24 protein-coding genes are annotated in these 24752 nt (G+C 65.1%); 18 read left to right on the top strand and 6 right to left on the bottom strand.

Features of this window, described 5'->3' with window-relative positions:
* The first annotated feature begins 50 nt into the window (after positions 1-50).
* From XH79_RS11620 to XH79_RS11590, 7 genes are all read left to right on the top strand, one after another.
* Complete coding sequence (locus tag XH79_RS11620) at positions 51-326, top strand: hypothetical protein (RefSeq protein ID WP_271581745.1); 276 nt, start codon at positions 51-53, stop codon at positions 324-326.
* Between the two features lie 214 nt (positions 327-540).
* Complete coding sequence (locus XH79_RS11615; protein WP_271581744.1) at positions 541-1761, top strand: LL-diaminopimelate aminotransferase; 1221 nt, start codon at positions 541-543, stop codon at positions 1759-1761.
* A gap of 28 nt (positions 1762-1789) precedes the next feature.
* Complete coding sequence (locus tag XH79_RS11610; RefSeq protein ID WP_271581743.1) at positions 1790-3106, top strand: homoserine dehydrogenase; 1317 nt, start codon at positions 1790-1792, stop codon at positions 3104-3106.
* 80 nt (positions 3107-3186) lie between these two features.
* Positions 3187-4188: a class II fructose-bisphosphatase gene (glpX, locus tag XH79_RS11605; RefSeq protein ID WP_212336828.1), complete on the top strand. Its 1002-nt coding sequence runs from the start codon at positions 3187-3189 to the stop codon at positions 4186-4188.
* A gap of 140 nt (positions 4189-4328) precedes the next feature.
* Positions 4329-5048, top strand: a complete 720-nt coding sequence (locus XH79_RS11600) for a haloacid dehalogenase type II (RefSeq protein ID WP_271581742.1) — start codon at positions 4329-4331, stop codon at positions 5046-5048.
* A gap of 21 nt (positions 5049-5069) precedes the next feature.
* Positions 5070-5621 (top strand): hypothetical protein, encoded by a 552-nt coding sequence (locus tag XH79_RS11595; RefSeq protein WP_271581741.1) that lies wholly within the window; start codon positions 5070-5072, stop codon positions 5619-5621.
* Between the two features lie 429 nt (positions 5622-6050).
* Positions 6051-6809, top strand: coding sequence for a sulfite exporter TauE/SafE family protein (locus XH79_RS11590; protein ID WP_271581740.1), 759 nt, complete (start codon positions 6051-6053; stop codon positions 6807-6809).
* Here the strand turns inward: XH79_RS11590 and XH79_RS11585 are convergent.
* Positions 6797-7309: a TetR/AcrR family transcriptional regulator gene (locus tag XH79_RS11585; protein ID WP_271581739.1), complete on the bottom strand. Its 513-nt coding sequence runs from the start codon at positions 7307-7309 to the stop codon at positions 6797-6799. The genes XH79_RS11590 and XH79_RS11585 overlap by 13 nt on opposite strands.
* Between XH79_RS11585 and XH79_RS11580 the strand changes: the two genes are divergently transcribed.
* From XH79_RS11580 to XH79_RS11570, 3 genes are all read left to right on the top strand, one after another.
* Positions 7299-7481 (top strand): hypothetical protein, encoded by a 183-nt coding sequence (locus tag XH79_RS11580; protein WP_271581738.1) that lies wholly within the window; start codon positions 7299-7301, stop codon positions 7479-7481. The genes XH79_RS11585 and XH79_RS11580 overlap by 11 nt on opposite strands.
* A 175-nt stretch (positions 7482-7656) precedes the next feature.
* Positions 7657-8862 carry an efflux RND transporter periplasmic adaptor subunit gene (locus tag XH79_RS11575; protein WP_271581737.1) on the top strand — a complete coding sequence of 402 codons (1206 nt, stop codon included), beginning with the start codon at positions 7657-7659 and terminating at the stop codon, positions 8860-8862.
* 5 nt (positions 8863-8867) lie between these two features.
* Positions 8868-12011: an efflux RND transporter permease subunit gene (locus XH79_RS11570; RefSeq protein WP_271581736.1), complete on the top strand. Its 3144-nt coding sequence runs from the start codon at positions 8868-8870 to the stop codon at positions 12009-12011.
* Between the two features lie 6 nt (positions 12012-12017).
* Here XH79_RS11570 and XH79_RS11565 read toward each other — a convergent pair whose 3' ends face one another.
* The 4 genes from XH79_RS11565 to XH79_RS11550 form a co-directional block, all read right to left on the bottom strand.
* Positions 12018-12440: a cupin domain-containing protein gene (locus XH79_RS11565; protein ID WP_271581735.1), complete on the bottom strand. Its 423-nt coding sequence runs from the start codon at positions 12438-12440 to the stop codon at positions 12018-12020.
* Positions 12441-12480: 40 nt separating this feature from the next.
* Positions 12481-13224, bottom strand: coding sequence for an SDR family oxidoreductase (locus tag XH79_RS11560; protein ID WP_271581734.1), 744 nt, complete (start codon positions 13222-13224; stop codon positions 12481-12483).
* 244 nt (positions 13225-13468) lie between these two features.
* Positions 13469-14440 carry an MBL fold metallo-hydrolase gene (locus XH79_RS11555; RefSeq protein ID WP_271581733.1) on the bottom strand — a complete coding sequence of 324 codons (972 nt, stop codon included), beginning with the start codon at positions 14438-14440 and terminating at the stop codon, positions 13469-13471.
* A 192-nt stretch (positions 14441-14632) separates the two neighbouring features.
* Positions 14633-15298, bottom strand: a complete 666-nt coding sequence (locus XH79_RS11550) for a GntR family transcriptional regulator (protein ID WP_212336809.1) — start codon at positions 15296-15298, stop codon at positions 14633-14635.
* Positions 15299-15416: 118 nt separating this feature from the next.
* Here XH79_RS11550 and XH79_RS11545 point away from each other — a divergent pair, with 118 nt between their 5' ends.
* From XH79_RS11545 to XH79_RS11510, 8 genes are all read left to right on the top strand, one after another.
* Positions 15417-16211 carry an enoyl-CoA hydratase/isomerase family protein gene (locus XH79_RS11545; RefSeq protein WP_271581732.1) on the top strand — a complete coding sequence of 265 codons (795 nt, stop codon included), beginning with the start codon at positions 15417-15419 and terminating at the stop codon, positions 16209-16211.
* A 9-nt stretch (positions 16212-16220) separates the two neighbouring features.
* Entirely contained in the window at positions 16221-17474 is a 1254-nt protein-coding gene (locus XH79_RS11540; protein WP_271581731.1) for a CaiB/BaiF CoA transferase family protein, read from the top strand.
* A 51-nt stretch (positions 17475-17525) separates the two neighbouring features.
* The gene (locus tag XH79_RS11535) at positions 17526-18518 is read left to right on the top strand and encodes a Bug family tripartite tricarboxylate transporter substrate binding protein (RefSeq protein ID WP_271581730.1); all 993 of its coding nucleotides are present in this window, start codon (positions 17526-17528) and stop codon (positions 18516-18518) included.
* A gap of 14 nt (positions 18519-18532) precedes the next feature.
* A complete protein-coding gene (locus XH79_RS11530) occupies positions 18533-19015 on the top strand; it encodes a tripartite tricarboxylate transporter TctB family protein (RefSeq protein ID WP_271581729.1) in 483 nt (160 codons plus the stop codon).
* A 12-nt stretch (positions 19016-19027) separates the two neighbouring features.
* Positions 19028-20590 carry a tripartite tricarboxylate transporter permease gene (locus XH79_RS11525; RefSeq protein WP_212336799.1) on the top strand — a complete coding sequence of 521 codons (1563 nt, stop codon included), beginning with the start codon at positions 19028-19030 and terminating at the stop codon, positions 20588-20590.
* Positions 20587-21585 (top strand): 4-hydroxythreonine-4-phosphate dehydrogenase PdxA, encoded by a 999-nt coding sequence (locus XH79_RS11520; protein ID WP_271581728.1) that lies wholly within the window; start codon positions 20587-20589, stop codon positions 21583-21585. Before XH79_RS11525 ends, XH79_RS11520 begins: the two co-directional genes overlap by 4 nt.
* A gap of 136 nt (positions 21586-21721) precedes the next feature.
* Positions 21722-21937, top strand: a complete 216-nt coding sequence (locus XH79_RS11515) for a hypothetical protein (RefSeq protein ID WP_212336795.1) — start codon at positions 21722-21724, stop codon at positions 21935-21937.
* 271 nt (positions 21938-22208) lie between these two features.
* Complete coding sequence (locus tag XH79_RS11510; RefSeq protein ID WP_271581727.1) at positions 22209-23207, top strand: L,D-transpeptidase family protein; 999 nt, start codon at positions 22209-22211, stop codon at positions 23205-23207.
* 3 nt (positions 23208-23210) lie between these two features.
* Here XH79_RS11510 and XH79_RS11505 read toward each other — a convergent pair whose 3' ends face one another.
* On the bottom strand, positions 23211-24578 hold the full coding sequence (locus tag XH79_RS11505; RefSeq protein ID WP_212336792.1) for a TAXI family TRAP transporter solute-binding subunit: 1368 nt from the start codon (positions 24576-24578) through the stop codon (positions 23211-23213).
* Between the last annotated feature and the right edge of the window lie 174 nt (positions 24579-24752).

Here is a 24752-nt window from a genome sequence, read left to right as displayed (position 1 = left end):
CGGGTAGGCTTGCCCGGGGCCGTGCTTTGGGACGAGTAGGGGATTCCCAAGTGTTGGCGTTAAGGGACCTGCAAAAGACGCGGCCGATCTACGGCGCGCTGCTGATGGTGGCGCTCGCCCTGGGCGGCTGCTCGAGTCAGCTTGCCGATCTCACGCCTGCGGATACGCAGGCACATCCAAAGGAGCCCGGCACCTATTTGCCGGTGCACGACCTGCCGCCGGATCGCGATCAGGCAGTCATCCCGCCGGACCAGCGCGCCAAGATCGAGGCCGAGCTTGCCGCCGCGCGCGATCGCCAGGCCGTTGCCGCAAAAGACGCCAAATGAGGCGGTGCAAGGTAATCGCTGGCGCCCCCGTCTTGCCGTGCTAAAAGACCTGAGTTCAGCCGAGAGTCAGGGCGAACGACTTCAGCCTCCGCCGTCGAAAATTGCTCTAAGTATCTGATTTTGAGCCATTTCGCGGCCGGGCCGGGCGCTTTTGCGATCGGCGCTCGCGGCCAGTCGATTCTGTCCTGACCGGTTGCCCGGAGCCCAGAGAGCCATGGAAGAATTTTACCGCATCCGCCGCCTTCCGCCTTACGTGTTCGAGCAGGTCAACCGGGCCAAGGCGGCCGCGCGGAATGCAGGCGCCGACATCATCGATCTCGGCATGGGCAATCCGGACCTGCCGGCGCCGCCGCATGTGCTGGAGAAGCTCAAGGAGACGCTCGGCAAGCCGCGCACCGACCGCTACTCGGCCTCCCGCGGCATCCCCGGCCTGCGCCGGGCCCAGGCCGCCTATTACGCCCGCCGCTTCGGCGTGAAGCTCAACCCTGATACCCAGGTGGTGGCGACGCTCGGCTCCAAGGAGGGCTTTGCCAACGTGGCGCAGGCAATCACCGCGCCCGGCGACGTCATCCTCTGTCCGAACCCGAGCTACCCGATTCACGCCTTCGGCTTCTTGATGGCGGGCGGCGTGATCCGCTCGGTGCCCTCGGAGCCGACGCCGCAATTCTTCGAGGCGGTGGAGCGGGCGATCGTGCATTCGATTCCGAAGCCGCTGGCGCTGGTGGTCTGCTACCCGTCGAACCCGACCGCCTATGTCGCGAGCCTCGACTTCTACAAGGACCTCGTCGCCTTCGCGAAGAAGCACGAGATCCTGATCCTGTCCGACCTCGCCTATGCCGAGGTCTATTTCGACGAGAGCAACCCGCCGCCCTCGGTGCTCCAGGTGCCGGGCGCGCTGGACGTCACGGTCGAGTTCACCTCGATGTCGAAGACCTACTCGATGGCCGGCTGGCGCATGGGCTTTGCGGTCGGCAATGAGCGCGTGATCGCCGCGCTCGCACGCGTCAAATCCTATCTCGACTACGGCGCCTTCACGCCGGTGCAGGTCGCCGCGACCGCTGCATTGAATGGCCCGGACGATTGCATCAAGGAGATGCGCGACACCTATCGCAAGCGTCGCGACGCGCTGGTGGAATCGTTCGGCCGCGCCGGCTGGGAGATTCCGCCGCCGGAGGCCTCGATGTTCGCCTGGGTGCCGCTGCCGGAAGCCTTCCGCAGCGTCGGCAGCATGCAGTTCGCGACCCTGATGGTGGAGAAATCCGGCGTCGCGGTGTCGCCCGGCGTCGGCTTCGGCGAGCATGGTGAAGGATATGTCCGCATCGCCATGGTGGAAAACGAGCAACGGATCAGGCAGGCCGCGCGCGGCGTGCGCCGCTTCCTTGAAAGCGGCATCGAAACGTTGCACAACGTCGTTCCGCTCGCCAACCGGCGCTAATTCTCTTCGACAGGTTTTCTGAAGCATCATGGTCGCACCCCTGAAAGTGGGCATAGCGGGGCTCGGCACCGTGGGTGCCGAAGTCGTCCGTTTGATTGAAACGCAAGCGCGCGTGCTCACGGGGCGCAGCGGCCGCGGCATTCGTGTCGTTGCTGTGACTGCGCGTTCAAAAGCGAAGAAGCGCGGCATCGACCTGCGCGGCGTCGAATGGGCCAAGGATCCGCTTGCCCTGGCCACCCATCCCGAGGTCGACTGCTTCGTCGAGCTGATGGGCGGCGCGGGCGATCCCGCGCTCTCCGCGGTCGAGGCTGCGCTCAATTCCGGCAAGTCCGTCGTCACCGCCAACAAGGCGCTGCTCGCCAAGCACGGCATCAAGCTGGCGAAGGCCGCCGAAAAGCACGGCGGCGCGCTGAATTTCGAGGCAGCCGTTGGCGCTGCGATTCCCGTCATCAAAACGTTACGCGAGGGTCTTGCCGGAACCGGCATCAACCGCGTCTACGGCATCCTCAACGGCACCTGCAATTACATCCTGACCCGGATGGAGCAGGAGGGCCTGTCCTTTGCCGAGTGCCTGAAGGATGCACAGCGGCTCGGCTATGCCGAGGCCAACCCGTCCTTCGACGTCGACGGCCACGACACCGCGCAAAAACTCTCGATCCTCGCCAGCCTCGCTTTCGGCACGAAAGTTGCTCAAAGCGCGGTGTATGTCGAAGGTATCTCCTCCATCGCGCCGGAAGACCTGCGCGCCGCCGACGATCTCGGTTACCGGCTCAAGCTGCTCGGCGTTGCCGTTCGCACCGCCAAGGGCATCGAGCAGCGCGTGCATCCGACCATGGTTCCCAAATCCTCCTCGATCGCGCAGGTGATGGGTGTCACCAATGCGGTCACGATCGATGGCGAGGGCATTCCGCCGATCACGCTGGTCGGCCCGGGCGCAGGCGGCGCCGCGACCGCATCGGCCGTCGTCGCCGACATCGCTGATGTCGCGCGCGGCATCCGCGCCAATCCGTTCGGCCGGCCGATCGCGCACTTGCGCGACACCAAGAAGGCGCCGATGGAGCGGCATGAAGGCGGCTACTACATCCGCCTGCTGGCGCGCGATTTCCCGGGCACTGCGGCTGCGATCGCGACCCGGCTTGCAGAACAGAAGATTTCGATCGAGTCGATCGTGCAGCGTCATCCCAATGGCGGCGCTGCGCCTGCCGACGGCAAGGCGGTGCCTGTGCCCGTCATCCTGATCACCTATGCCACGCACGAAGACGCCGTGCGCCGCGCGCTCGCCGCCGTGCAGAAGGACAAGGTGATCAGCGGACGGCCGCAGGTGATCCGGATCGAGAAGAACTGAGGCGGTTCGAACGAACCGTGGGCGTTGCGAGTTAAAGCGGACGGAGATTCCGTCCAGAACTGTTTCGAAGGAGCTAGCCGATGTCGACCCATATTGAAGTCCCTCCGCATGCGTTGCTCGAGCGCATTCTCACGCTGGAGATCGTACGGGTGACGGAGCGGGCGGCGGTGTCGTCGGCGCGGCTGCGCGGGCACGGTAACGAGAAAGCGGCCGACCAGGCCGCCGTCGACGCCATGCGGCGCGAGCTGAACAAGCTGCCGATCCAGGGCACCATCGTGATCGGCGAGGGCGAGCGCGACGAGGCGCCGATGCTCTATATCGGCGAGCAGGTCGGCCTCAAGGCCGGCCCTCAGGTCGATATCGCCGTCGATCCGCTCGAAGGCACCACGCTGTGCGCCAAGAACATGCCGGGCTCGATCGCCACCATGGCGATGGCCGATGGCGGCACGCTGCTGCACGCGCCCGACGTCTACATGGAGAAGCTCGCGATCGGCCCCGGCTACGACAAGGGTGTTGTCGAAATTGATGCCTCGCCCGCTGACAACGTCCGCCGCCTCGCCAAGGCCAAGGGCGTCAAGCCTGAAGGCATCACCGTTCTCGTGCTCGACCGGCCGCGCCATGCCAGCATCATCGAGAGCGTGCGCTCGACCGGCGCGGCCGTGCGCCTCATCACCGACGGCGACGTCGCAGGCGTGATCCACTGCGCCGACCCCGACAACACCGGCGTCGACATGTATCTCGGCACCGGCGGTGCGCCGGAAGGCGTGCTTGCCGCCGTGGCGCTGCGCTGCATCGGCGGCCAGATGCAGTGCCGCCTGATCCTCGATTCCGAGGAGAAGCGCGAGCGCGCCGCCAAGATGGGCGTCAACGATCCCAAGATGATCTACGGCATCGAGGACATGGCGCGCGGCGACTGCCTGTTCGCGGCCACCGGCGTCACCACGGGCTCGCTGCTCTCGGGCGTCAAGTTCCGCAAGGACGGCGTGATCGAGACCGAGACGGTGGTGATGCGCTCCGTCACCGGCACCGTGCGCTACATCAAGGCCGAGCACCGCGAGCTCGCGAAGTTCCACCTGGACTAAGCTGCTCGGTCATTCCGGGGCGACGGGACCGCGCAAAGCGCGGCCCGGAGAACCCGGAATCTCGTGCCACAACTTCTGGATTCCGGGTTCGCGCTCCGCGCGTCCCGGAATGACAACAAGAACAATCAGAGGAAGCGCACATGTCCGACCTTTCCGCCGTCAAAGCCCTCGTGTTCGACGTCTTCGGTACGGTCGTGGACTGGCGCACCAGCCTGATCACCGATTTCATGTGGTGGGCGAAGGGCCGCGGCATCAATGCCGACTGGACCGCGCTGGTCGACGGCTGGCGCGGCATGTATGTCGCGTCCATGGACGATGTGCGCAGGCATCCCGAGCGCGGCTACGTCATGCTCGACGATCTGCACCGCCGCTCGCTGGAAAAGCTCGTCGAGAAATTCGAGATCAAGGGTCTCACCGAGGCCGACCTCGATCATCTCACCAAGGGCTGGCACCGCCTCAATCCCTGGCCCGACAGCGTCGCCGGCCTGACGCGCCTGAAGGCGAAATTCGTGATCTCGCCGCTCTCGAACGGCAATGTCGCGCTCCTCACCAACATGGCGAAGTTCGCCGGGCTTCCCTGGGATCTCATCATGTCGGCCGAGCTGTTCGAGCACTACAAGCCCGATCCCGAGACCTATCTGGGCGCCGCACGCCTGCTTGGCCTCAAGCCGGAGGAAGTGATGATGGTCGCCGCCCACAACGGCGATCTCGCAGCCGCGCAGAAGAACGGGCTCAAGACAGCCTTCGTGGCGCGGCCGACGGAGTACGGACCGCTGCAGAAGGTGGACTTCGAAGCGACCGGCAACTGGGACATCGTCGCGAAGGACTTTGGCGGCATCGCCGACAGGCTGGGGTGCTAGAGGCGGCCAGGGCATAACCGAATGAGCCGACCCGCCGCCATCACTGCCGCCGACGCGATCAGCACCTACATTCTGGCGAAGGATGGCAACCGTCCGCAGTTGATGACTCGCGCTTTTGCTGATGACTGCGAGCTCGAAATGATCGTCAAGACCGACGCCATTTCGTTTCCGAGCTCGGCACATGGGCTTGAGCAGGTGACCCAGGTGCTGGTTACTGGCTTCGGCGGGCAGTACGAGAACGTGCGCACATTTTGCCTGTCGCGTCCCGGCTCGGATCACTTGCCGCACGTTCGCTGCGACTGGTTGGTCGGGATGTCGGCGAGGCAGGACGGCGCCGTTCGCGTTGGCTGCGGACGTTATGACTGGCATTTCGGCTCCGGCGATGGCCGCGTGACGAAGCTGGTGATCGAGATCGAGGCCATGTGCGTGCTTCCTTCCGAGGACTTCGGGCCGATCATGCGCTGGCTTGCGGCTTTGCCGTATCCCTGGTGCTCAGGCGTCCAGGCTGGCGCGACTGTTCCCGAAATCGATGCGCTGCGGCCGATCGCGCGCTTCCTTGGCGGCCGGAACTGAACCGAGCGACAATCCTCTCAGGACGACGACGAGCGACGAACACTCACCTCCACCCGGAGGCGAGGGCTGCGGTCTGACATGAGTGGGGACATGCCTCAGATGGGCGGTCCAGAGCGCCGGTTAACATTGCACCGAGAGCAATGTTCTTATTGTACCGAGTTGTATATCGGAGCATATTCCGAGCAATGAGCAAATTGCACCGGCGCGCCCGGTGCCAGCGGAGTGACGACATTGCCACTGAGTTATCTCGATCTGTTTCTGGCATTCCTCGGATTGACCTTTGGACTACCCTCTGTGCTGCCTGGCCTGTTTTTCCGAAACAAGGACGGTCGGCCCCCGAGGTCGTAAGCGGAGTGACGGGGCTATCCGGACGCGTCTGACGGACTTGCACGCGCCGGACTTGCACGTGACGGATTTGGAGACACTCAGATGGCACTGACGGTCACCACTGTCCTCATCGCCTTTGCAGGCGTGTTCCTGATCTGCTTCATGAAGGGCGCGTTCGGTGGCGGCTTCTCCATCGTCGGCATTCCGCTGCTGTCGTTCGTGATGGATCCGGTCACGGCCGGCGGCCTGCTGGCGCCATTGTTCATCGCGATGGACTTGTTCGCGCTGCGCTACTGGAAACCCTCGACCTGGTCGAAGCCGGACCTCGTGCTGCTGTTGCCCGGGCTCGTGGTCGGCATTGCGCTTGGCTATCTCCTGTTTCGCGTGCTGGACCATCGCGCCGTCGCGATCGTGATGGCGCTCGTCACCCTGGTCTTTGTCGGTCTGTGGCTTGTGAGCGACCCGAAGGTCGTCATTCGTCGGCGCTCGTCACCGAAGGCGGTCGCCGCCGGTCTTGCCTCCGGTGTCACGACCATGGTCGCGCACTCCGGTGGACCGCCGCTGGCGATGTATTTGTTGCCGCTCGGTCTCAGCAAGGAAGTCTATGCGGGCACGACCAGCCTGTTCTTTACGGTCGGCAATGCGACCAAGGCGGTGCCGTGGCTGCTGCTGGTGCGGCCGACTGGAAACGTTTGGATCGTCATGGCCGCGTGCCTGCTCGCCATTCCCACCGGCGTCTGGCTCGGCTGGCGGCTGCATGGAAGGCTGGACCAGCAGCAGATCTACCGGGCCTGCTACGGCTTGCTGGTGGTCACGGCGCTGAAGCTCTTATGGGACGGCGCTTCCGGCTATCTCGCCTGATCCTCCGCCGCACAGAACGTCGCAATCGCAAGGTCGATCCGCCGATCCAGTACGCGGCGGTTGAGCCGGAATTCGGTATCGGTCAGCAGCCTGAAATGATCGTGGCCGAACACCATACCGAACAGCATCTCGGAAATGAGGCGCAGCGGCACGCCCTCGAAACGTGACTCCAGGCGAATCGTCCTGAGCAGGTCGACGATATGCTCCATGCCGCTCTCCATGATGACTTCGGCGAACATGCGCCCCAGCTCCGGCGAGGCCTGGCGTTCGCCGATGATCAGGCGCTGCAGGGCGATCTCGCCCGGCGACAGGGCCACGTCCGCCGCCTCCCGCAGCATGTTTCGAAGCCGGGTCACTGGCGATCCTTCCGAAGGCGTGTCTGCATAATCCGCCTCGGGCAGGCTGCGCAGCAGCATGGCGCGGAACAGCTCGGTCTTGCTCGCGAATAGCTTGTAGAGCGTCTTCTTCGACATCCCGGCGGCACCGGCGATGTCGTCCATCGTCGTCGCGGCAAAGCCCTTGCTGGTGAACGTCTCCTTCGCGGCGGCCAGCAAATGCGAAAGGCGCGCATCGGGCGCGGGAAGGGCGACGTCGCGTTCGGGGGGCGGACTGCCGCTGGCTTGTCTGCGGCTGACGGATTTCCTCGCCATGCAAAACCTGTCGTTCAGTTGAGGTCGGTTCACGACTGCTTGAGCGGACGCATCAGGGCAGCCTAGCACTTGACTTCAGGTAAGGAAACTCCCAAGTTTCCTGATGGAAACTGCATAGTTTCCAGATGTGTCAATGTAAATGGCCTCTCCGGGAGGCCCGCAACCTCATCCCAAACCTCATCCGATGGATCGTCATCATGCGTCCCCCGATCGTTCGCGCTGTTCCGTTACTCGCTCTGCTGTCGCTCGCAGCCTGCGGCGAGCAGAGCCAGCAAGCGGGACCACGCCAGATGGTGCCGGAGGTCGGTGTTCTGACTTTGAAGCCGCAGGAGGCGAAGATCTCGACGGTCCTGCCGGGGCGGGTGGTCGCCTACCAGGTCTCGGAGGTCCGGCCGCAGGTCACCGGCATCCTGCTCAAGCGCGATTTCGTGGAGGGCGCCGAGGTGAAGGAGGGCGATCTGCTCTATGAGATCGACCCGGTGCAGTACAAGGCCGCGCTGGCGAGCTCGGAAGCTGCGGTGCAGCGGGCCGAGGCAACGCTGGTCAGCGTCAAGCTGAAGGCCGCGCGCAAGACCCAGCTGCTCCAGACCAACGCGGCGAGCCAGCAGGACGTCGACGACGCGGTGGCTGCCTACAAGCAGGGCGAGGCCGACGTGAAGGCGGCCGAAGCCAACCGCGACACCGCCGCGATCTCGCTCGACCGCACCAAGGTTACCGCGTCGATCTCGGGCCGGATCGGCAAGTCGTCGATCACACCAGGCGCGCTGGTCACCGCCAGCCAGGCGACCGCGATGACGACGATCCAGCAGCTCGACCCTGTCTACGTCGACCTCGACCAGTCGACCTCGGAGATGGAGCGGCTGCGCAACCAGATCGCCAGCGGAAAGCTCAAGCGCCCGGCCGAGGGCGTGCAGGTCGAGCTGCTGATGGAGAGCGGCGAGACCTACGGCGACAAGGGCAAATACGGCTTCACCGATGCGAGCGTCAACGAGAGCACCGGCTCGGTCTCCTCGCGCGCGATCTTCGCCAATCCCGAGCGGGCGCTGCTGCCGGGCATGTATGTGCGCGCCCGCGTTGTCGCCGGCGTCGATCCGAACGCGATCCTGGTGCCGCAGCGGGCGGTCTCGCGCAATCCGCTGGGGCAGGCGGTTGCGATGTTCGTCGACAAGGACGGCAAGATCGAGCAGCGCACGCTGGATCTTGGCGAGGACGTCGACGGCAACTGGCTGGTGCGATCGGGCGCCAGGCCGGGCGATCGCCTCGTCGTCGACGGAACGCAGAAGGCGCGTCCCGGCGCCCCCGTCAAGACCGTCGAGGTCGCGGTCGATCCGGCAACCGGCCTCACCGTGAATTCGACGCGGCAGGCCGATGCGCGGCCCGCGCCCGCCACAACCGAGCAGTAATCGTCATGTCGCATTTCTTCATCAAGCGGCCGATCTTCGCCTGGGTCATCGCCATCCTGATCATGCTGGGCGGCGTGCTCGCGATCATGCGGCTGCCGATCGCGCAATATCCGCAGATCGCGCCGACCGTGGTCACGATTACGGCGACCTATCCCGGCGCCAATGCGGAGACCGCCGAGAACTCGGTGACCAAGGTCATCGAACAGAACATGACCGGCCTCGACTATCTCCAGTACATGTCGTCGTCGAGTACCTCGACCGGCGTCGTGCAGATCTCGCTGACCTTCACCAACGAGGCCGATGCCGACATCGCCCAGGTGCAGGTGCAGAACAAGCTCCAGCTCGCAACCCCCTTGCTGCCGCAGGTCGTGCAGCAGCAGGGCATCAAGGTGGTGAAATCGTCGGCGAGCTTTTTGATGGTGCTCGGCTTCGTCTCCGAGGACGGCCGGCTCGCCGCCAGCGACATCGCCGATTATGTGGCCTCGTCGATCAATGATCCCATCAGCCGCGTCGCCGGCGTCGGCCAGGTCACGTTGTTCGGCGCCGAATATGCCATGCGCATCTGGCTCGATCCGGACAAGCTGACGAAGTACAATCTGATGCCGGGCGACGTGATCGCGGCGATCCAGACCCAGAACACCCAGGTCACGGCCGGCCAGCTCGGCGGACTGCCGTCGGTCGGCGGCCAGCAGCTCAATGCCACCATCACCTCGCAGAGCCGCCTGCGGACGGTGGAGCAGTTCAAGGACATCATCCTGCGCACGGCGTCATCGGGCCAGACGGTCCGCATCGGCGATGTCGCGCGCGTCGAGCTTGGCTCGAAATCCTACGATTCCACCGCGCGCTACAACGGCAAGCCCGCCGCCGGCATGGGCATCAGCCTTGCGACTGGCGCCAATGCGGTTGCAACCTCGGAAGCGGTGAAGGCGCGGGTTGCCCAGCTCGGTACCACCATGCCGGAGGGGCTCCGCGTCGTCTATCCCTACGACACCACGCCGTTCGTCAAGCTGTCGATCGAGAAGGTGATCCACACGCTGTTCGAGGCGATCGCGCTCGTCTTCGTCGTGATGTTCGTGTTCCTGCAGAGCTGGCGCGCCACCATCATTCCGACCATCGCGGTGCCGGTGGTGCTGCTCGGGACCTTCGGCGTGCTCTCGCTCGCGGGATACTCCATCAACACGCTGACGATGTTCGCGATGGTGCTGGCGATCGGCCTGTTGGTCGACGATGCCATCGTCGTGGTCGAGAACGTCGAGCGCGTGATGGTCGAGGAGCATCTGTCCCCGCGCGAGGCGACGGAAAAGTCCATGCGCGAGATCACCGGCGCGCTGGTCGGGATCGGCGTGGTGCTCTCGGCGGTGTTCATCCCGATGGCGTTCTTCAACGGCTCGGTCGGCATCATCTACCGGCAGTTCGCGCTGACCATCGTCACGGCGATGCTGCTGTCGGTGCTGGTGGCGCTGGTGCTGACGCCGGCCCTGTGTGCCACCATCCTGAAGCCGCCGAAGCATCACGGCGCGCAAGCCGGCTTCTTCGGCCTGTTCAACCGCGGCTTCGACCGCATGGCCGACGGCTACCAGCGCACCGCAGGCGCGGCGATCAGACGGATGGCCGGCGTGATCATCGCCTTCGTCGCGATCGTTGCCGCCATGGTCGTCCTGTTCCAGCGGTTGCCGAGCTCGTTCCTGCCCGAGGAGGACCAGGGCACGATCATGACCCTGATCCAGCTTCCGGTCGGAGCGACCTCGGCGCGCACGCTCGACGTCATCAAGCAGGTCGAGCACCAATATCTCGACAACGAGAAGGACGCGGTGGAAGGCGTGTTCGCGGTCAGCGGCTTCAGCTTCGCAGGCCAGGGTCAGAATGTGGGTCTCGCCTTCGTCAGCCTGAAACCGTTCGACGAGCGCAAGCATCCGGGGACCTCGGCGCAGGCCGTGGTCGGCCGCGCCATGGGCGCGTTCATGAAGATCCGCGACGCCATGGTGTTCGCGGTGCTGCCGCCCTCGATCCCGGGATTCGGCAATGCCGGCGGCTTCGATCTCTATCTCCAGGACACCGGCGGCAATGGTCACGAGGCGCTGATTAAGGCGCGCAACCAGCTGCTCGGCCAGCTCGCGGCGGACCCGCGCGTGGCGCAGGCGCGGCCGAACGGCCAGGACGATACGCCGCAATTCAACCTCGACGTCGACCAGGCCAAGGCCACCGCGCTCGGCGTGAACCTCAGCGACCTCAACACCACGCTGTCGGCGGCCTGGGGCGGCGCCTATGTCAACGACTTCATCGACCGCGGCCGCGTCAAGCAGGTCTATGTGCAGAGCGACGCGCCGTTCCGGATGGACACCAGCGACATCGGCCGCTGGTATGTCCGCAACGCTTCCGGATCGATGGTGCCGTTCTCGGCGCTGGCAACCGACCGCTGGAGTTTTGGCTCGCCGCGCCTCGAGCGCTACAACGGTGTTGCCGCCGTCGAGCTCCAGGGCCAGGCCGGGCAGGGCGTCAGCTCGGGCGTTGCGATGCAGGCGGTGGAGGAGCAGATGGCGAAGCTCCCCAAGGGTTACGGCCACGAATGGACCGGCCTGTCGTTCCAGGAACGCCTCACCGGCAGCCAGACGCTGTATCTCTATTCGATCTCGCTGCTGATCGTCTTTCTCAGCCTCGCCGCGCTCTACGAGAGCTGGTCGGTGCCGTTCGCGGTGATGCTGACGGTGCCGATCGGCGTGCTCGGCGCGCTGCTCGGGGCGACGCTGTTTGGCCAGGCCAACGACGTCTATTTCCAGGTCGGCCTGCTCACCACGATCGGTCTCGCTTCCAAGAACGCGATCCTGATCGTCGAATTCGCGCTGGAGCAGATCGCGGCCGGCCGCAGCCTCGTCGAGGCCACGTTGCACGCCGCGCGCCAGCGCCTGCGCCCGATCCTGATGACCTCGCTCGCCTTCATCCTCGGTGTGTTGCCGCTGGCGGTGGCGACGGGTGCGGGCTCGGCGAGCCAGAATGCGGTCGGCATCGGCGTTGCCGGCGGCATGATCGCGGCGACCGTGCTCGGCATCTTCTTCGTGCCCGCGCTGTTCGTGCTGGTCCGGCGGATGTTTCCGGGCAAGCGGACGGACGCCGCCGCGAACCCCGCCGCGGTCGCGGAGCCCGCGGAATAGCCCGCTCTACTTCACGATCGGCGTCGTCAACTCGGTATCGGCCGTGTCCACCACGAACACGGCGAGCAGCTTCGCAGGCTCGGTGTCGCTGGCGTTGGAGCTGACGGCGTGGCGATCGCCGGGCTTCTCGAAGAAGTTCTCGCCCTTCTGATAGACTTTTGCGGGCTCGTCATTGACCTGGCTTCGGATCGCTCCCTCCAGCACCGTCGCATAGATGAATGCGGAGCGCGCGTGGGTGTGGGCCGGCGAGGAGCCGCCGGGGCCATACTCGACCAGCACGCCCTTCATGCTCTTGCCCGGAACATTCGGCAGGGCATGGTCGAATACCACGGTCACCTTGGCCGATTTCGCGGCCGGCTGCGCCGCGGCGGCCTGTGCCGTCAGGAACAATGCGGCGCACGCCGCCGTCGCGATCAACAGTCTGCACATGAGATGTCCTTCATTGCGGTCGTTGCAATGACCTGAATCCTCAGGCCGTCGCCAGCCATGCCGCGAGCGGCGTTTTCCCGAGCCTGACCTCGCCGAGCGGGACCAGCGAGGTGTCCTCGATGGGTGAGCCGTAGTAGCCGGCCTTGGCGTCACCCACCACGGGGCGGCTGTCGCCCGCCGCTTTCAGACGGCGCGCAACGAACTCGTTGAACGGCGCCTTTTCCGGGCCCGCGATATCGATGGTGCCGTTCAGCGGCCGTCCGGTTGCGACCTCCGCAAGGCACGCGGCCACGTCGTCGGATGCGATCGGCTGGAACGCCGCCGAGGGAACGACGACCCGCCCGTCAGCCGCGCCCGTCTCGGCGATGGCACCGAGGAATTCGAAGAACTGCGTGGCGCGCACGATCGAGTAGGGGACCGACGATGCCTTGACGATGCTCTCCTGCGCGAGCTTGGCCCGGAAATAGGCGATGTCGGGCGAGCGATCCGTTCCCACGATCGACAGCGCGACGTGATGCCTGACGCCCGCCGCGGCCTCCGTCGCCGCGAGATTCTGGCTCGAACGCTGGAAGAATTCCAGCACGGCGGCAGGCTCCCAGGACGGCGCGTTGGCGACGTCGACCACGACATCCGCACCAGTCAGCGCGGCCGCGAGACCTTCTCCGGTGACGGCATTCACGCCCGACTTCGGCGAGGCGGCCACGGCCTCGTGGCCCTGCTGCTTCAGCCTCGCCACGAGCTTGGATCCGATCAAACCGGTACCGCCGATCACGACGATCTTCATGGCATGTCTCCTCGGCATTTCGAACGCGAGCAGCTAAGGGGCCTTACGCTCTCGCGTCGATGAATGATGCGAGCAGAGTGTTACCCGAGCAATGCGGCCGGCTCTTGCCTGGAACGGGCCTGCCTTGTCGAAAAATGCTGCAGAAGTGTCGGGCGAGGGAGTTGGTCAGGGATCATTCCCTTTGTCGCAGATCAGACGATCGGCCCGGGCCGCACATGCGAGGGCCCGGGCTTGATGTCACCGGCTACAGCGTCATCTGCATCGGCTCGGGATAATAGTGGAATCCTTCACCGGCCTTGGCGACGTGGCCGTAGCCCGGCCAGGCGAAATGATAGGACATCACCGGCGTCTTGTTGGCCGCGAGCATGGTCAGCAGCTTCACGCGCGATTCCGCCGCCTGCTTCGGGTCGGTGTCGTAGGAGAATTCCATCCGCGGCCGCTCCAGCAGCAGCACCGAATGATGCGAGAGGTCGCCGAGGAAGGCGAACGACTTGCCGGCCGAGGAGACCATGAAGATGGTGTGGCCGACGGTATGGCCGGGCGCCGCGATCGCCTGCACGCCGGGCAGGAATTCCTGACCATCCTTGAAGAACACGATGCGGTCGCGCACCGGCAGCAGGTTCTTGCGGGCGTGCACGACGAAATCCTTGGCCGCGCTCCCCATCTTGCCTTCGTCGGTCCAGAAGTCGAAATCGCTCTGGGAGATGTAGATCTGCGCGTTCGGAAACAGCGGCTTGCCGCCTTCGTCGACGATGCCGCCGATATGGTCGATATGGGCGTGCGAGCAGACCACGGCGTCGATGTCCCCCGGCTTGATGCCGGCCTCGGTCATGCTCTTCTGCTGCCGGCCGGTGGTGGCGCCGAACATCCTGGAGGAGCCCATGCCGGTGTCGAACAGGATCAGCTTGTCGCCGGTGTTCACGATCGGCGAGTTCTGCTCGAGCACGACATTGTCCGGTGACAGGAAATTGTCGGCCAGCATCTTCTTCACCTCTTCCTTGGGAACGCCGGTGAAGGTGCCGGAGGGATCGCCGAGCGGCAGCGGTCCGTCGGACACGACGGTCACTTCGGCATCGCCGAGAATGAAGCGATGCCAATAGGGAGTCTGGGTGCCGAGCTTGGGCGCGCGCGCCATCGCACTGCTGCCAAGGAGCGCGCTGGCGCCGAGGCCGGCCCCGAGCGCGAGCAGGGACCGACGTGAGACATCAAGTGTCATTCGTATCCTCCGTTTTCTGTTTTGATCCGCGCGATTTTTCGCGCGTGATGCGGCCTTGGGCCGGCACTGCGATGCTGCGCCGGTTCAGACAGGCTCGCAAGAGGAAACGGATTGGCGGTGATCGCGGGATGCGTAAGAATCAATCAATGATTGTGTCGCGATTGTGTCCGCTGAATCGTCGCTGCAAGAAGCTTACGCGATCCGCAAGCCGAGGTCGTTTGCCTCCGTCTCGGCAAAGCCAGCCTGCAAGACCTCCTCGCGCTTGTGGCGCAGATGTGCACGCAGGATGTGCGAGAGGCCGGCGCCGTCGCGCCGCTGCAGCGCGTTCAGGATCGCCTCGTGCTCCTTCACCGCGAGCGCCCAGCGCTGCGGCGTCATCGGCGTGACGTAGCGCGCGCGGCGGATGCGCGCCGTCACCGACGCATAGAGCCCGGTCAGCGCGGGATTGCCGGCCGCGGCGACGATGGCCTCGTGGATGGCGCGGTTGCCGCGATAATACTGGATCAGATCGCCCTCGCGATAATGCCGCACCATCTCGTCATGCGCCGTGCCGATCGCGCCGATCTCGGCGTCGCTGATGCGCTCGCAGGCGAGCTCGCCGGCGAGCGCCTCCAGGCCCTGGCAAACCTCGAACAGGTCGCGCATGTCCTTGTCGGTCAGCTTTGCCGCGCGCGAGCCGCGATGCGGCAGCAGCTGCACCAGGCCTTCTGCGGCGAGCACCTTGAGCGCCTCGCGCAGCGGCGTGCGCGAGATCTGCAGCCGCTCGCACAGCTCGCGCTCGGGAATCCGCGCACCCGGCGGGATTTCACCGTCGAGCAGGATGGCGCGGATGCGGCCGACGACGTCTTCGTGAAGCATGGCACCGCCGCTCCAGTTTGAATGCAAAAATGAAGTAATCAGTCGAAATCTGGAAGTTCCAGCTTGCTAATCCCAAATTTTGCATTCAAAAATGCAAAAAACAAGAGGATATGAGGAAATGGACCCGGCTGCGGAGGCGGACGACCTCGTTTTTGAATGCAACGACGGCATCGGGCGGATCACCTTCAACCGCCCGCAGGCGCGCAACGCTTTCACCTTCGCCATGTACGAGCGCCTCGCGGCGATCTGCGAGGAGGCCAATGGCGATCAATCGATCAAGGTGCTGGTGCTGCGCGGGGCCGGCGACAAGGCCTTCGCCTCCGGCACCGACATCAACCAGTTCCGTGAATTCAGGACGCCGCAGGACGCGATCGACTACGAGAACCGGATCGACCGGGTGCTCTCGACGCTGGAGCAGTGCCGCGTGCCGACCATCGCCGCGATCAACGGCTTTTGCACCGGGGGCGGGGCGGGGATTGCCGCAGCCTGTGACCTCCGCATCGGCACGAAAACCGCGAAGATCGGATTTCCCATCGCCCGGACGCTCGGCAACTGCCTGTCGATGTCCAATGTCAGCCGTCTCACCGCGCTGATCGGCGCCGCCCGTGTCAAGGACCTGATCTTCACCGCGCGCCTTGTCGAAGCCGCGGAGGCCGCCAGCGTCGGGCTGCTCGGCGAGGTCGTCGATGACTTGGCCGCGCTGGAGAAGCGCGTCTATGAGGTCGCCCGGCTGCTCGCCAGTCACGCGCCGCTGACGCTGAATGCGACCAAGCAGGCGGTCGCCCGCCTGCAACGGCGGCTGACCCGGGACGAGGGCGAAGACCTCATCCTGATGTGTTACACGAGCCAGGATTTTCGCGAAGGGCTCGATGCTTTCCTCAACAAGCGCGCGCCGCAGTGGCGCGGCCAATAGGACGCCCCGATGCAAAGTTCACAATCCACCTCTCGCCGTTCGGGACCGCTGGCCGGCCTCAAGGTCATCGATCTCACCCATGTCATGGCGGGTCCGACCTGCACCCTGATGCTCGCCGACATGGGCGCCGATGTCATCAAGATCGAGAAATGGCCGAACGGCGATGACACCCGCCATTCCGTGCCGCCGAAGATCGGCGAGGAGGCGGCCTCCTTCCTGATGATGAACCGCAACAAGCGCGGCATCGTGCTGGACCTCAAGACCGACGGGGGCAAGCAGGTGCTGCGGCGCCTGATCGCGGATGCCGACGTGCTGGTCGAGAATTTTGCCCCCGGCGCCATGGAGCGCCTCGGCTTCGGCTACGAGGAGCTGCACAAGCAGTATCCAAAGCTGATCTATTGCTCGCTGTCCGGCTTCGGCCGCACCGGCCCCTACAAGCACCGCAGGGGGTTTGACCTCGTCGCGCAGGCCATGAGCGGCATCATGAGCTTTACCGGCGAGCGCCCCGATGGTCCGCCCGTGAAGTGCGGCCCGCCGCTGTCCGACATCACCGCCGGCCTGCTCGCGAGCATGGGCATTCTCGCCGCCTATACTCATCGCTTGAAAACCGGCAAGGGGCAGTGGGTCGAGACCTCGCTTTATGAGGCCGCGCTGGTGCAGACCTATTGGCAGTCCACCATCGCGCTCGCCGCGGGTACCGCGCCGCGCGCGATGGGCTCGGCCCATCCGCTCAACGCGCCGTATCAGGCGTTCGAGGCCTCGGACGGCTGGCTCGTGGTTGGCGGCGCCAACAAGAAGCATTGGCTGTTGATGCTGGAAGCGCTCGGGGCGAGCGAGCTCGCCGCCGATCCGCGCTTCGTCAACGGTTCCGACCGCATGGCGAACCTGAAGGAGCTCGAAGTCGTCCTGAGCGAGCGTTTCCGCACCAGGTCGCGGGCGCACTGGCTCGCCGCGCTGGACGAGAAGGGCGTGCCCTGCGGCCCCGTGCACGACATGCTGGAGGCGCTCAGCGACCCGCAGACGCTGGCGCGCGAGATGGTCGTCGAGGTCGAGCACTCCACGCTCGGCCCCGTGAAGACGATCGGGCTTCCCGTGAAGTTTTCGGAGACCCCAGGCAAAGTGCTGTCAGGGGCGCCGGTCTATGGTGAGCATACGCGCGAAGTGCTGGCCGAATACGGGTTCGACCAAACGCAGATCGAAGCGCTCGAAAAAGAAGGCGCAATTGTTTCGGCCCAGGAAAGACGCGAGGAACGCGTCGCCTGACCGGACGTCGATACGACAACAACAAAAGACAAAAATCAGCTGGAGGAAATCATGGGTCGGACGTCAACATTTCTGCTCTCCGCAGCCGCAGTCGTGCTCGCCGGCACCATGCCGGCGCTCGCCGCCTGGCAACCGCAAAAGCCGATCGAGTTCGTCGCCACCGCCGGCCCCGGCGGCGGCACCGACAATCTCGCGCGCGCGGTGCAGAACATCATCACCAAGCACAAGCTGACGGAGCAGCCGATCGTCGTCGTCAACAAGGGCGGCGGCAGCGGGGCCGAAGGTTATGTCTACGGCAAGGCCTCCGCGGGCGACCCCTACAAGGTGATCTTCGGCACGTCCAATGCCTGGCAGCAGCCGCTCGTGTCCAAGGTCGCCTTCAACTACACCGATCTCACCCCGATCGCGGCGATGGCGCAGGACGAGTTCCTGCTCTGGGTCAAGCAGGACGCGCCCTACAAGAATGCGGGGGACTATCTGAAGGCGGCTGCATCCGGCGAATTCAGGATGGGCGGCGCGCAGTCCAAGGACACCGACGAGGTGCTGACCCGCATGATCGAGAAGGCCGGCAAGGTCAAGCTGACCTACATCCCCTTCAAGAGCGGCGCCGAGACTGCCGTGCAGCTCGCCGGCGGGCACCTGGATTCCCACGTCAACAATCCCAGTGAAAGCCTCGGACAATGGCGCGGCGGCACGCAGCGACCGCTCTGCGTTTTCAGCCCGAAGCGATTGCCGCAAGGGCCCAAGGTCACCGCGACCGAAGGCTGGAGCGATGTTCCGACCTGCGTGGAGCAGGGCCTCGACATCAAGCAATACGAGCAGCCGCGCACCGTGTGGCTGCCCGGCAAGGTCACGCCGGACCAGGCCGCGTTCTATGTCGATCTGATGAAGAAGGTGCAGGCAACGCCGGAGTGGAAGGACTACATCGAGAAGACCTCCCAGGTCGACACCTTCCTGACCGGCGTCGAGTTCGACAAGTTCATCAAGGAGGACCTCGAGCACGTCAAGCAGGTCGCGGGCGAGCAGGGCTGGCTGGTGAAGTAAGGCAGGATCACGCTATGATCTCGCGCCGCGCGCTTGAGCTTGCGACAGCCGTCCTCACCGGCAGCTTCGGTGTGGCCGTCGTCGTCGCCAGCCTCGACAATGGCATCGGCTGGTCGAGCGCGGGCGTCGATGCCGGCACGTTCCCGTTCCTGACCGGCATCATCGTCGTGCTCGGGAGCCTCTACAATCTGGTGCGGGGCCTTGTGCCGGCGGCGTCGCTGGCAAACGTCCCCATCGCGATCACGCCGATCGAGCTGCGCCGGCTCGCCGGCCTGTTCGTGCCGGCTGCGATCTTCGTTGCCGCGATCCCGCTGCTCGGCATGTATCTCGCCTCAAGCCTCTATGTCTTCGCGGTACTGGCGATCCCCAGGCACCAATCCGTGCCGCGTGCGCTGGCCATGTCGGCGGCCACTGCGCTCGCGCTCTATGTCGTGTTCGAGCGCATGTTCCAGGTCAGCCTGCCGCACGGCGCGCTCGCCGCTGCGCTCGGATACTGAGGGAGCAGGCCGTTGGACAATCTCCAGGAGCTCCTGCACGGCTTCACCATCGCGGTCACCGTGCCGCATCTGGTGCTGATGGCGGTCGGCGTGCTGCTCGGCATTCTCGTCGGCGTGCTGCCGGGGCTGGGCGCGCCGAACGGGGTGTCGCTGCTGCTGCCGTTGACTTTCGGCATGCAGCCGGTCTCGGCGATCATCCTGCTCTCCAGCATGTATTGGGGCGCGCTGTTCGGCGGCTCGGTCACCTCGATCCTGTTCAACATTCCGGGCGAGCCGTCGTCGGTTGCGACCACCTTCGACGGCTATCCGATGGCGCGCGATGGCCGGCCGACCACGGCGCTCGCCACCGCCTTCGGCTCGGCAGCCTTCGGGGCGCTGATCGGCGTCATCCTGATCACGTTCCTCGCATCCTGGGTGGCGCAGGTCGCGCTTGCCTTTGGGCCACCCGAGTATTTCGCGGTCTACTTCCTGGCCTTCGCCAGCTTCGTCGGCATGGGCGGCGCGGCGCCGATCAAGACCGTGGTGGCGCTCGCGATCGGCTTTGCCATCGCCGCCATCGGCATCGATACCGTCTCCGGTAGCGTCCGCCTCACCATGGGCATCGACGAGCTGGTGAAGGGGGTGAACTTCGTCGTCGCAGTCATGGGCCTGTTCGGCATCGGCGAGCTCCTGGTCGCGGTCGAGGAGGAGTTTCATGCCCGTGCGGTCTCCTCGAAGATCGACTGGCGCGAGGTGTTTCGTGCCGTCGGCCGCCTGCCACGCCACAGCGTCGCGCTGTTGCGTAGTGCCGCAATTGGCTGCTGGATGGGGATCACGCCGGGCGGTCCGACCGCAGCCTCCTTCATGAGCTACGGCATCGCCCGCCGCTTCTCCCGCCGCGGCCGCTACTTCGGCACCGGCGAGGTCGAAGGCATCATCTCGCCGGAGACGGCCGACCATGCCGCCGGCACCAGCGCGCTTCTGCCGATGCTGTCGCTCGGCATTCCCGGCTCCGCGACCGCCGCCGTGATGATGGGCGGGCTGATGATCTGGGGCCTCAATCCCGGGCCGATGCTGTTCGTCGACCAGAAGGATTTCGTCTGGGGCCTGATCGCCTCGATGTATGTCGGCAACATCGTCGCCGTCGCGCTGGTGCTGCTGACCGTCCCGGTCTTCGCCGCCTTGATGCGGATTCCCTTCGTGGTGATCGCGCCGCTGATCGTGATCATCTGCGTCGTCGGTGCCTATTCGGTGTCGAACTCCTATCTCGACGTCGTCATGATGCTCGGCTTCGGCATTGTCGGCTATCTCTTCAAGAAGCTGTTCTATCCGCTGGCGCCGCTCGTGCTTGCGATCGTCATCGGCGACAAGGCCGAGGATGCGTTCCGGCAGTCGATGCTGCTCTCGAAGGGGTCCCTGGGAATCTTCTTCGCAAACAAGCTGGTGACGTGCCTGATCCTGGGCGGCATCGCGCTGCTCCTGCTGCCGCTTGCATTGCAGCTCGCGCGCTTGCTGCGCAAGCCCGCGCCATCCGCCGATGGAACGGCAGTCCAAGAGACAGTTCAAGAAACAGCTCGAGAGAAGGTGATCATATGACCGCAAAGCCGCTCATCGCACTGGCGATGGGAGATCCCGCGGGCATCAGCCCGGAGCTGACGGCGAAACTCGTGGTGCAGGACGACATCCGCGCGAGTTGCCGCCTCGTCGTGATCGGCGACCGCCGCATCTTCGACGAGGGCGCGCGCGTTGCGGGTGTCAAGCCGGACTTGACCATGGTCGAGCAGGGGGCCGACCTTCGCGCGGCGCAGGGCGATGCGTTGTTCATCGATCTCCGCCATCTCGCTCTTCAAGAGGTCGAGCCGAAGACCGCGACCCTTGCCGGCGGCAAATTCGCACTCTCCAACTACCGGCACGCGCTCGAACTCGGCCGCGACGGCCGCGTCGACGCGGTCTGCTTCACCCCCTTCAACAAGCAGGCGATGCGGCTTGCCCGCGCCGAATATGACGACGAGATCGCGTTTTCCGCGGAGGTGGTCGGACTCAAGACCCCGGCGAGCGAGTTCAACGTGCTCGACCGGCTCTGGAACGCACGGGTCACCTCGCACATTCCGTTGAAGGACGTCGCTGCAAACCTCTCCAGCGAACGCATCCGTCGCGCGCTCAAGCTGACCGATGCCTGCATGCGCAACGCCGGTTTTGCGCGGCCGCGCATTGCGGTCGCCGGCCTCAATCCCCACGCCGGCGACGGCGGCAATTTTGGCCGCGAGGAGATCGATGTGATCGCGCCCGTGGTCGCGGCCGGGCAGGCGGAGGGCATTGCTGCCGAGGGACCGTTCCCGGCCGACACCGTGTTCCTGCGCGCCAAGGGCGGCGCCTTCGATGCCGTACTGACGATGTATCACGACCAGGGCCAGATCGCGATGAAGCTGATGGGGTTTGATCGCGGCGTGACCTTGCTCGGCGGCTTTCCATTCCCGATCTGCACGCCTGCGCACGGCACCGCCTACGACATTGCGGGACAAGGCATCGCATCGATCGGCGCCAGCCGCGCCGCATTGCTGCTCGCGGCGGAGATGGCTGTGCGCCGCTGATTTGCACGTACCAGGGGAGCGCGTGCTGACTGCGCTCGCCTTGCGGGCAGGGATTAGACTTTCGGGAAATACTGGAAACTTCCGCCGCCGCGACGAGTTGGCGTGCCATGGACATCTCCACGTTGGAGCTGGGAACATGGTCGACGACGGCCCGCTACGAACCGCGGTTGATACCGCATGGTGCGTGTACCGCGCCCGGCATCGCGATGTCGATGCTGCGGATGGCCGTCGCTGTCTCCTCGAGCGTCATCTGCAGGGGAGGCGGGAAGCGCGCGAGAGCAACGGTGATGCCCAGGAACTCGCAGGGTTCGGGCTGGCCTATCTCGAGCGGCTTTCCGATGACGAATGCTAGGGATCATTGAGAGCCTTGCGCGCCGCCTGGCGAGCGGAAGCGCTAGGCCGAATTGGACGTTGCTTGCGATCTCGAACCTTCTGTCCGCAGCCATCGTGCTGATCCTCCGTTCAGTGTAGCAGGCTCTCATGCGCATCGCTCAGCTCGTTCCCCTCGCCGAAAGCTTCCTCCGAAGCTCCGGCACGGAGCGGGAAGCGAGGCCGTTTCCGGAGGCAGGCTTCGCGTCCGTTTCCGACGACGCAACTGTCGAAGACGTGAAAGGGAGGCGGCGATGTCGCTGACGAAGGCGGGGCAGATTTGCATCTTTCTTGTCTTCACCCTGGCGACGTTGCCGGCGTTCGCTGCCGAGATGACCGCGGATGCCATCAATTCCGCCGAGCCATCGAAGAAGACGCTTTCGAACGAGAAGCCGACGCCGGCGGGCGTGCGGCTGCAGGTGCTGCTGGACAGGGCGCATTTCTCGCCCGGCGAGATTGACGGCAGGTTCGGCGAGAACGCGAAGAAGGCGCTGCGCGCCTATGCGGAAGCCCGACAGTTGCCGGGCTCGGACACCCCAACAGATGAGGTCTGGAAGGCGCTGCGGGCGGACGACCGGCCGGTCACGCTGACCTATGCCATCACCGAGCAGGACGTGGCGGGTCCGTTCCTGAACAAGCTGCCCTCGAAGATGGAGGACATGAAGGACATCCCGAAGCTCGGCTTTGTCAGTCCGCGCGAAGCCTTGGCCGAGAAATTCCACATGAGTGAGCAACTCCTGGCGGCGCTCAATCCCGGGCGCCGTTTCGAGCGGGCCGGCGACTCCATCGTCGTCGTCGACACCGCGAGCGCAGGCGAGGGGGCGCCTGCCAAGGCCGACAGGGTCGAGATCGACAAGGTCAGGCAGACCGTGAAGCTGTTCGACAAGTCGAATGCGCTGATCGGATTCTATCCGGCAACCGTCGGCAGCGAGGACAAGCCGTCGCCGTCAGGTACGCTCAAGGTCACCGAGGTCAGCAGGAATCCGTTCTATCGCTATAATCCCGCCTATCGCTTCAAGGGCGTCCATTCGCGCAAGCCCTTCACCATCAAGCCCGGTCCGAACAATCCGGTTGGCACGGTGTGGATCAATTTGTCCGCCGAAGGCTACGGCATTCACGGCACGCCTTCGCCGGACAAGATCTCCAAGGCTGAATCCCACGGCTGTGTGCGTCTCACCAATTGGGACGCCGAACGTGTCGCTGGCAGTGTCTCGAAAGGCACGCCGGTCGGGTTCGTTGCGAGCGCGATGTGATGCCTAGACTTGCGATTGGCTCTGGGCGGGGGGCGTTGACTGCGAGTGGCCGGCGTTCAGGGCGGCCTTACGATCATGGATGAGATTTTCGAGACGGTGCGCCGCAACGTTCAACGTGGCTGCGTCCAGCGTGTTTTCATCCCCATCGGACTTCGCGCGCTGTGCGCGGAGCACGTTGTCGATCTGGTTTTCGATCTCTGAAAGTTCCGCCTCGTTTTGCGAGCTTCGTATCTTGCCGCCCAGCGCATAGAGCGCGTCGAGTGCCGGCTCACGCGGCCCGGCTTCGCCGGACCTGAGAAATTGCCAGAGTGCGGCCGCGATCGACGCCAGTGCGCCCAGGGCCATCGGTGCCAGGAAGATCGCGTTGCTCCACTTGTCGAGGAAGGACAGCTGGCTGCCGTTGTAGAACTCCGCGGCGCCGGGATGAACCGGGAGATAGGCGCCCGCGTCGGTGTCGGGCGACTTGAATTGCGAGAGAATCGGCCAGTCCGGCAAAATGTCCCTGCGCGCGGCCGTGAGAGCCTGTGTGAGGTCGGCGATCGTGTCGTTATCGAGATCTTTCTTGCCGACCACATAGTAGGACACGCGCAAGGTGGTCACGTCATCGCCGGGGATTGGAGGCGACCCGCGCAACGTTCCCTTGGGAATGTCGAAGCTTTCATAGGCGCGCTCTTTCTCCGCGATCGCTCCCGCGTTCTCGATCGGGATCAGCACCGGCGCGGTCTTGGCGTTCTGCGGGAACAGTCCCCGCACCAGCGACAGATATTTCTCGCTCAGCGGCATGACGAAAAGCACCGCACGCACCTCCTTGCTCTCGAAGGCGCGGCGGACCTCGTCCAGTGCAAGGTTTTTGAACACGACGTTGGCGCGGTCAAGATCATAGGATTTGGTGAGGACATGGACGACCCTCTGATTGGTATCCCCGGCGACAACGCCCACGGTCGCGCGCTTCAGACCAGCGACATCCGCGATGGTCGACCCGGGGGGCGCAACAAGCATGGCCACGGCCTCGGCGAGAACGACGATGGCCTGCGCCTGCGACAGGTCGCCGACGTCGCCGCGGACCACGGCGAGATCGGTCTTGCCGGACGAGAAGGCGGTCGCCGACTCGAGCGGGCCGCTGGTCTCGACGACCTTGAGCCGCACCGGCGCCTTGTTCACGACAAGGCGGCTGGCAAGCGCGGACACGATCTTGGGGGCGTCGCCATCCAGCGAGCCCACCGCAATCGACAGCGTGACCGGGTGGGCGTACCAGCGATAGGCCAGCAAGCCCGCACCGGTGGTGAGCACGACGAGCGCCACGACCGCGACGATGCGAAGCCAGATCGGCAGCCTGCCGGCATCAATGCCAAATTTCGACAGCTCGTCCATGGCGCCGCTCGTCCGGGAAGGTTACCCGTCTGCACGAGCATCATTTGCCGGATGGCAGTCCCGTGTTGATTTGCATCAAGACGCCGGCCGACCGGAGCGCGAGGGCTGGCCTCGTCGAAGCTGCTTCGATGAACGAAAAACACGAGCAAAAACAACCCTCCGCCTACTGTGCAT

The organism is Bradyrhizobium sp. CCBAU 45389, from assembly GCF_028128625.1.
GTDB lineage: Bacteria > Pseudomonadota > Alphaproteobacteria > Rhizobiales > Xanthobacteraceae > Bradyrhizobium > Bradyrhizobium liaoningense_B.
Note: the sequence above shows the minus strand (reverse complement) of the source record. Positions and strands in the feature narration are given on the sequence as shown.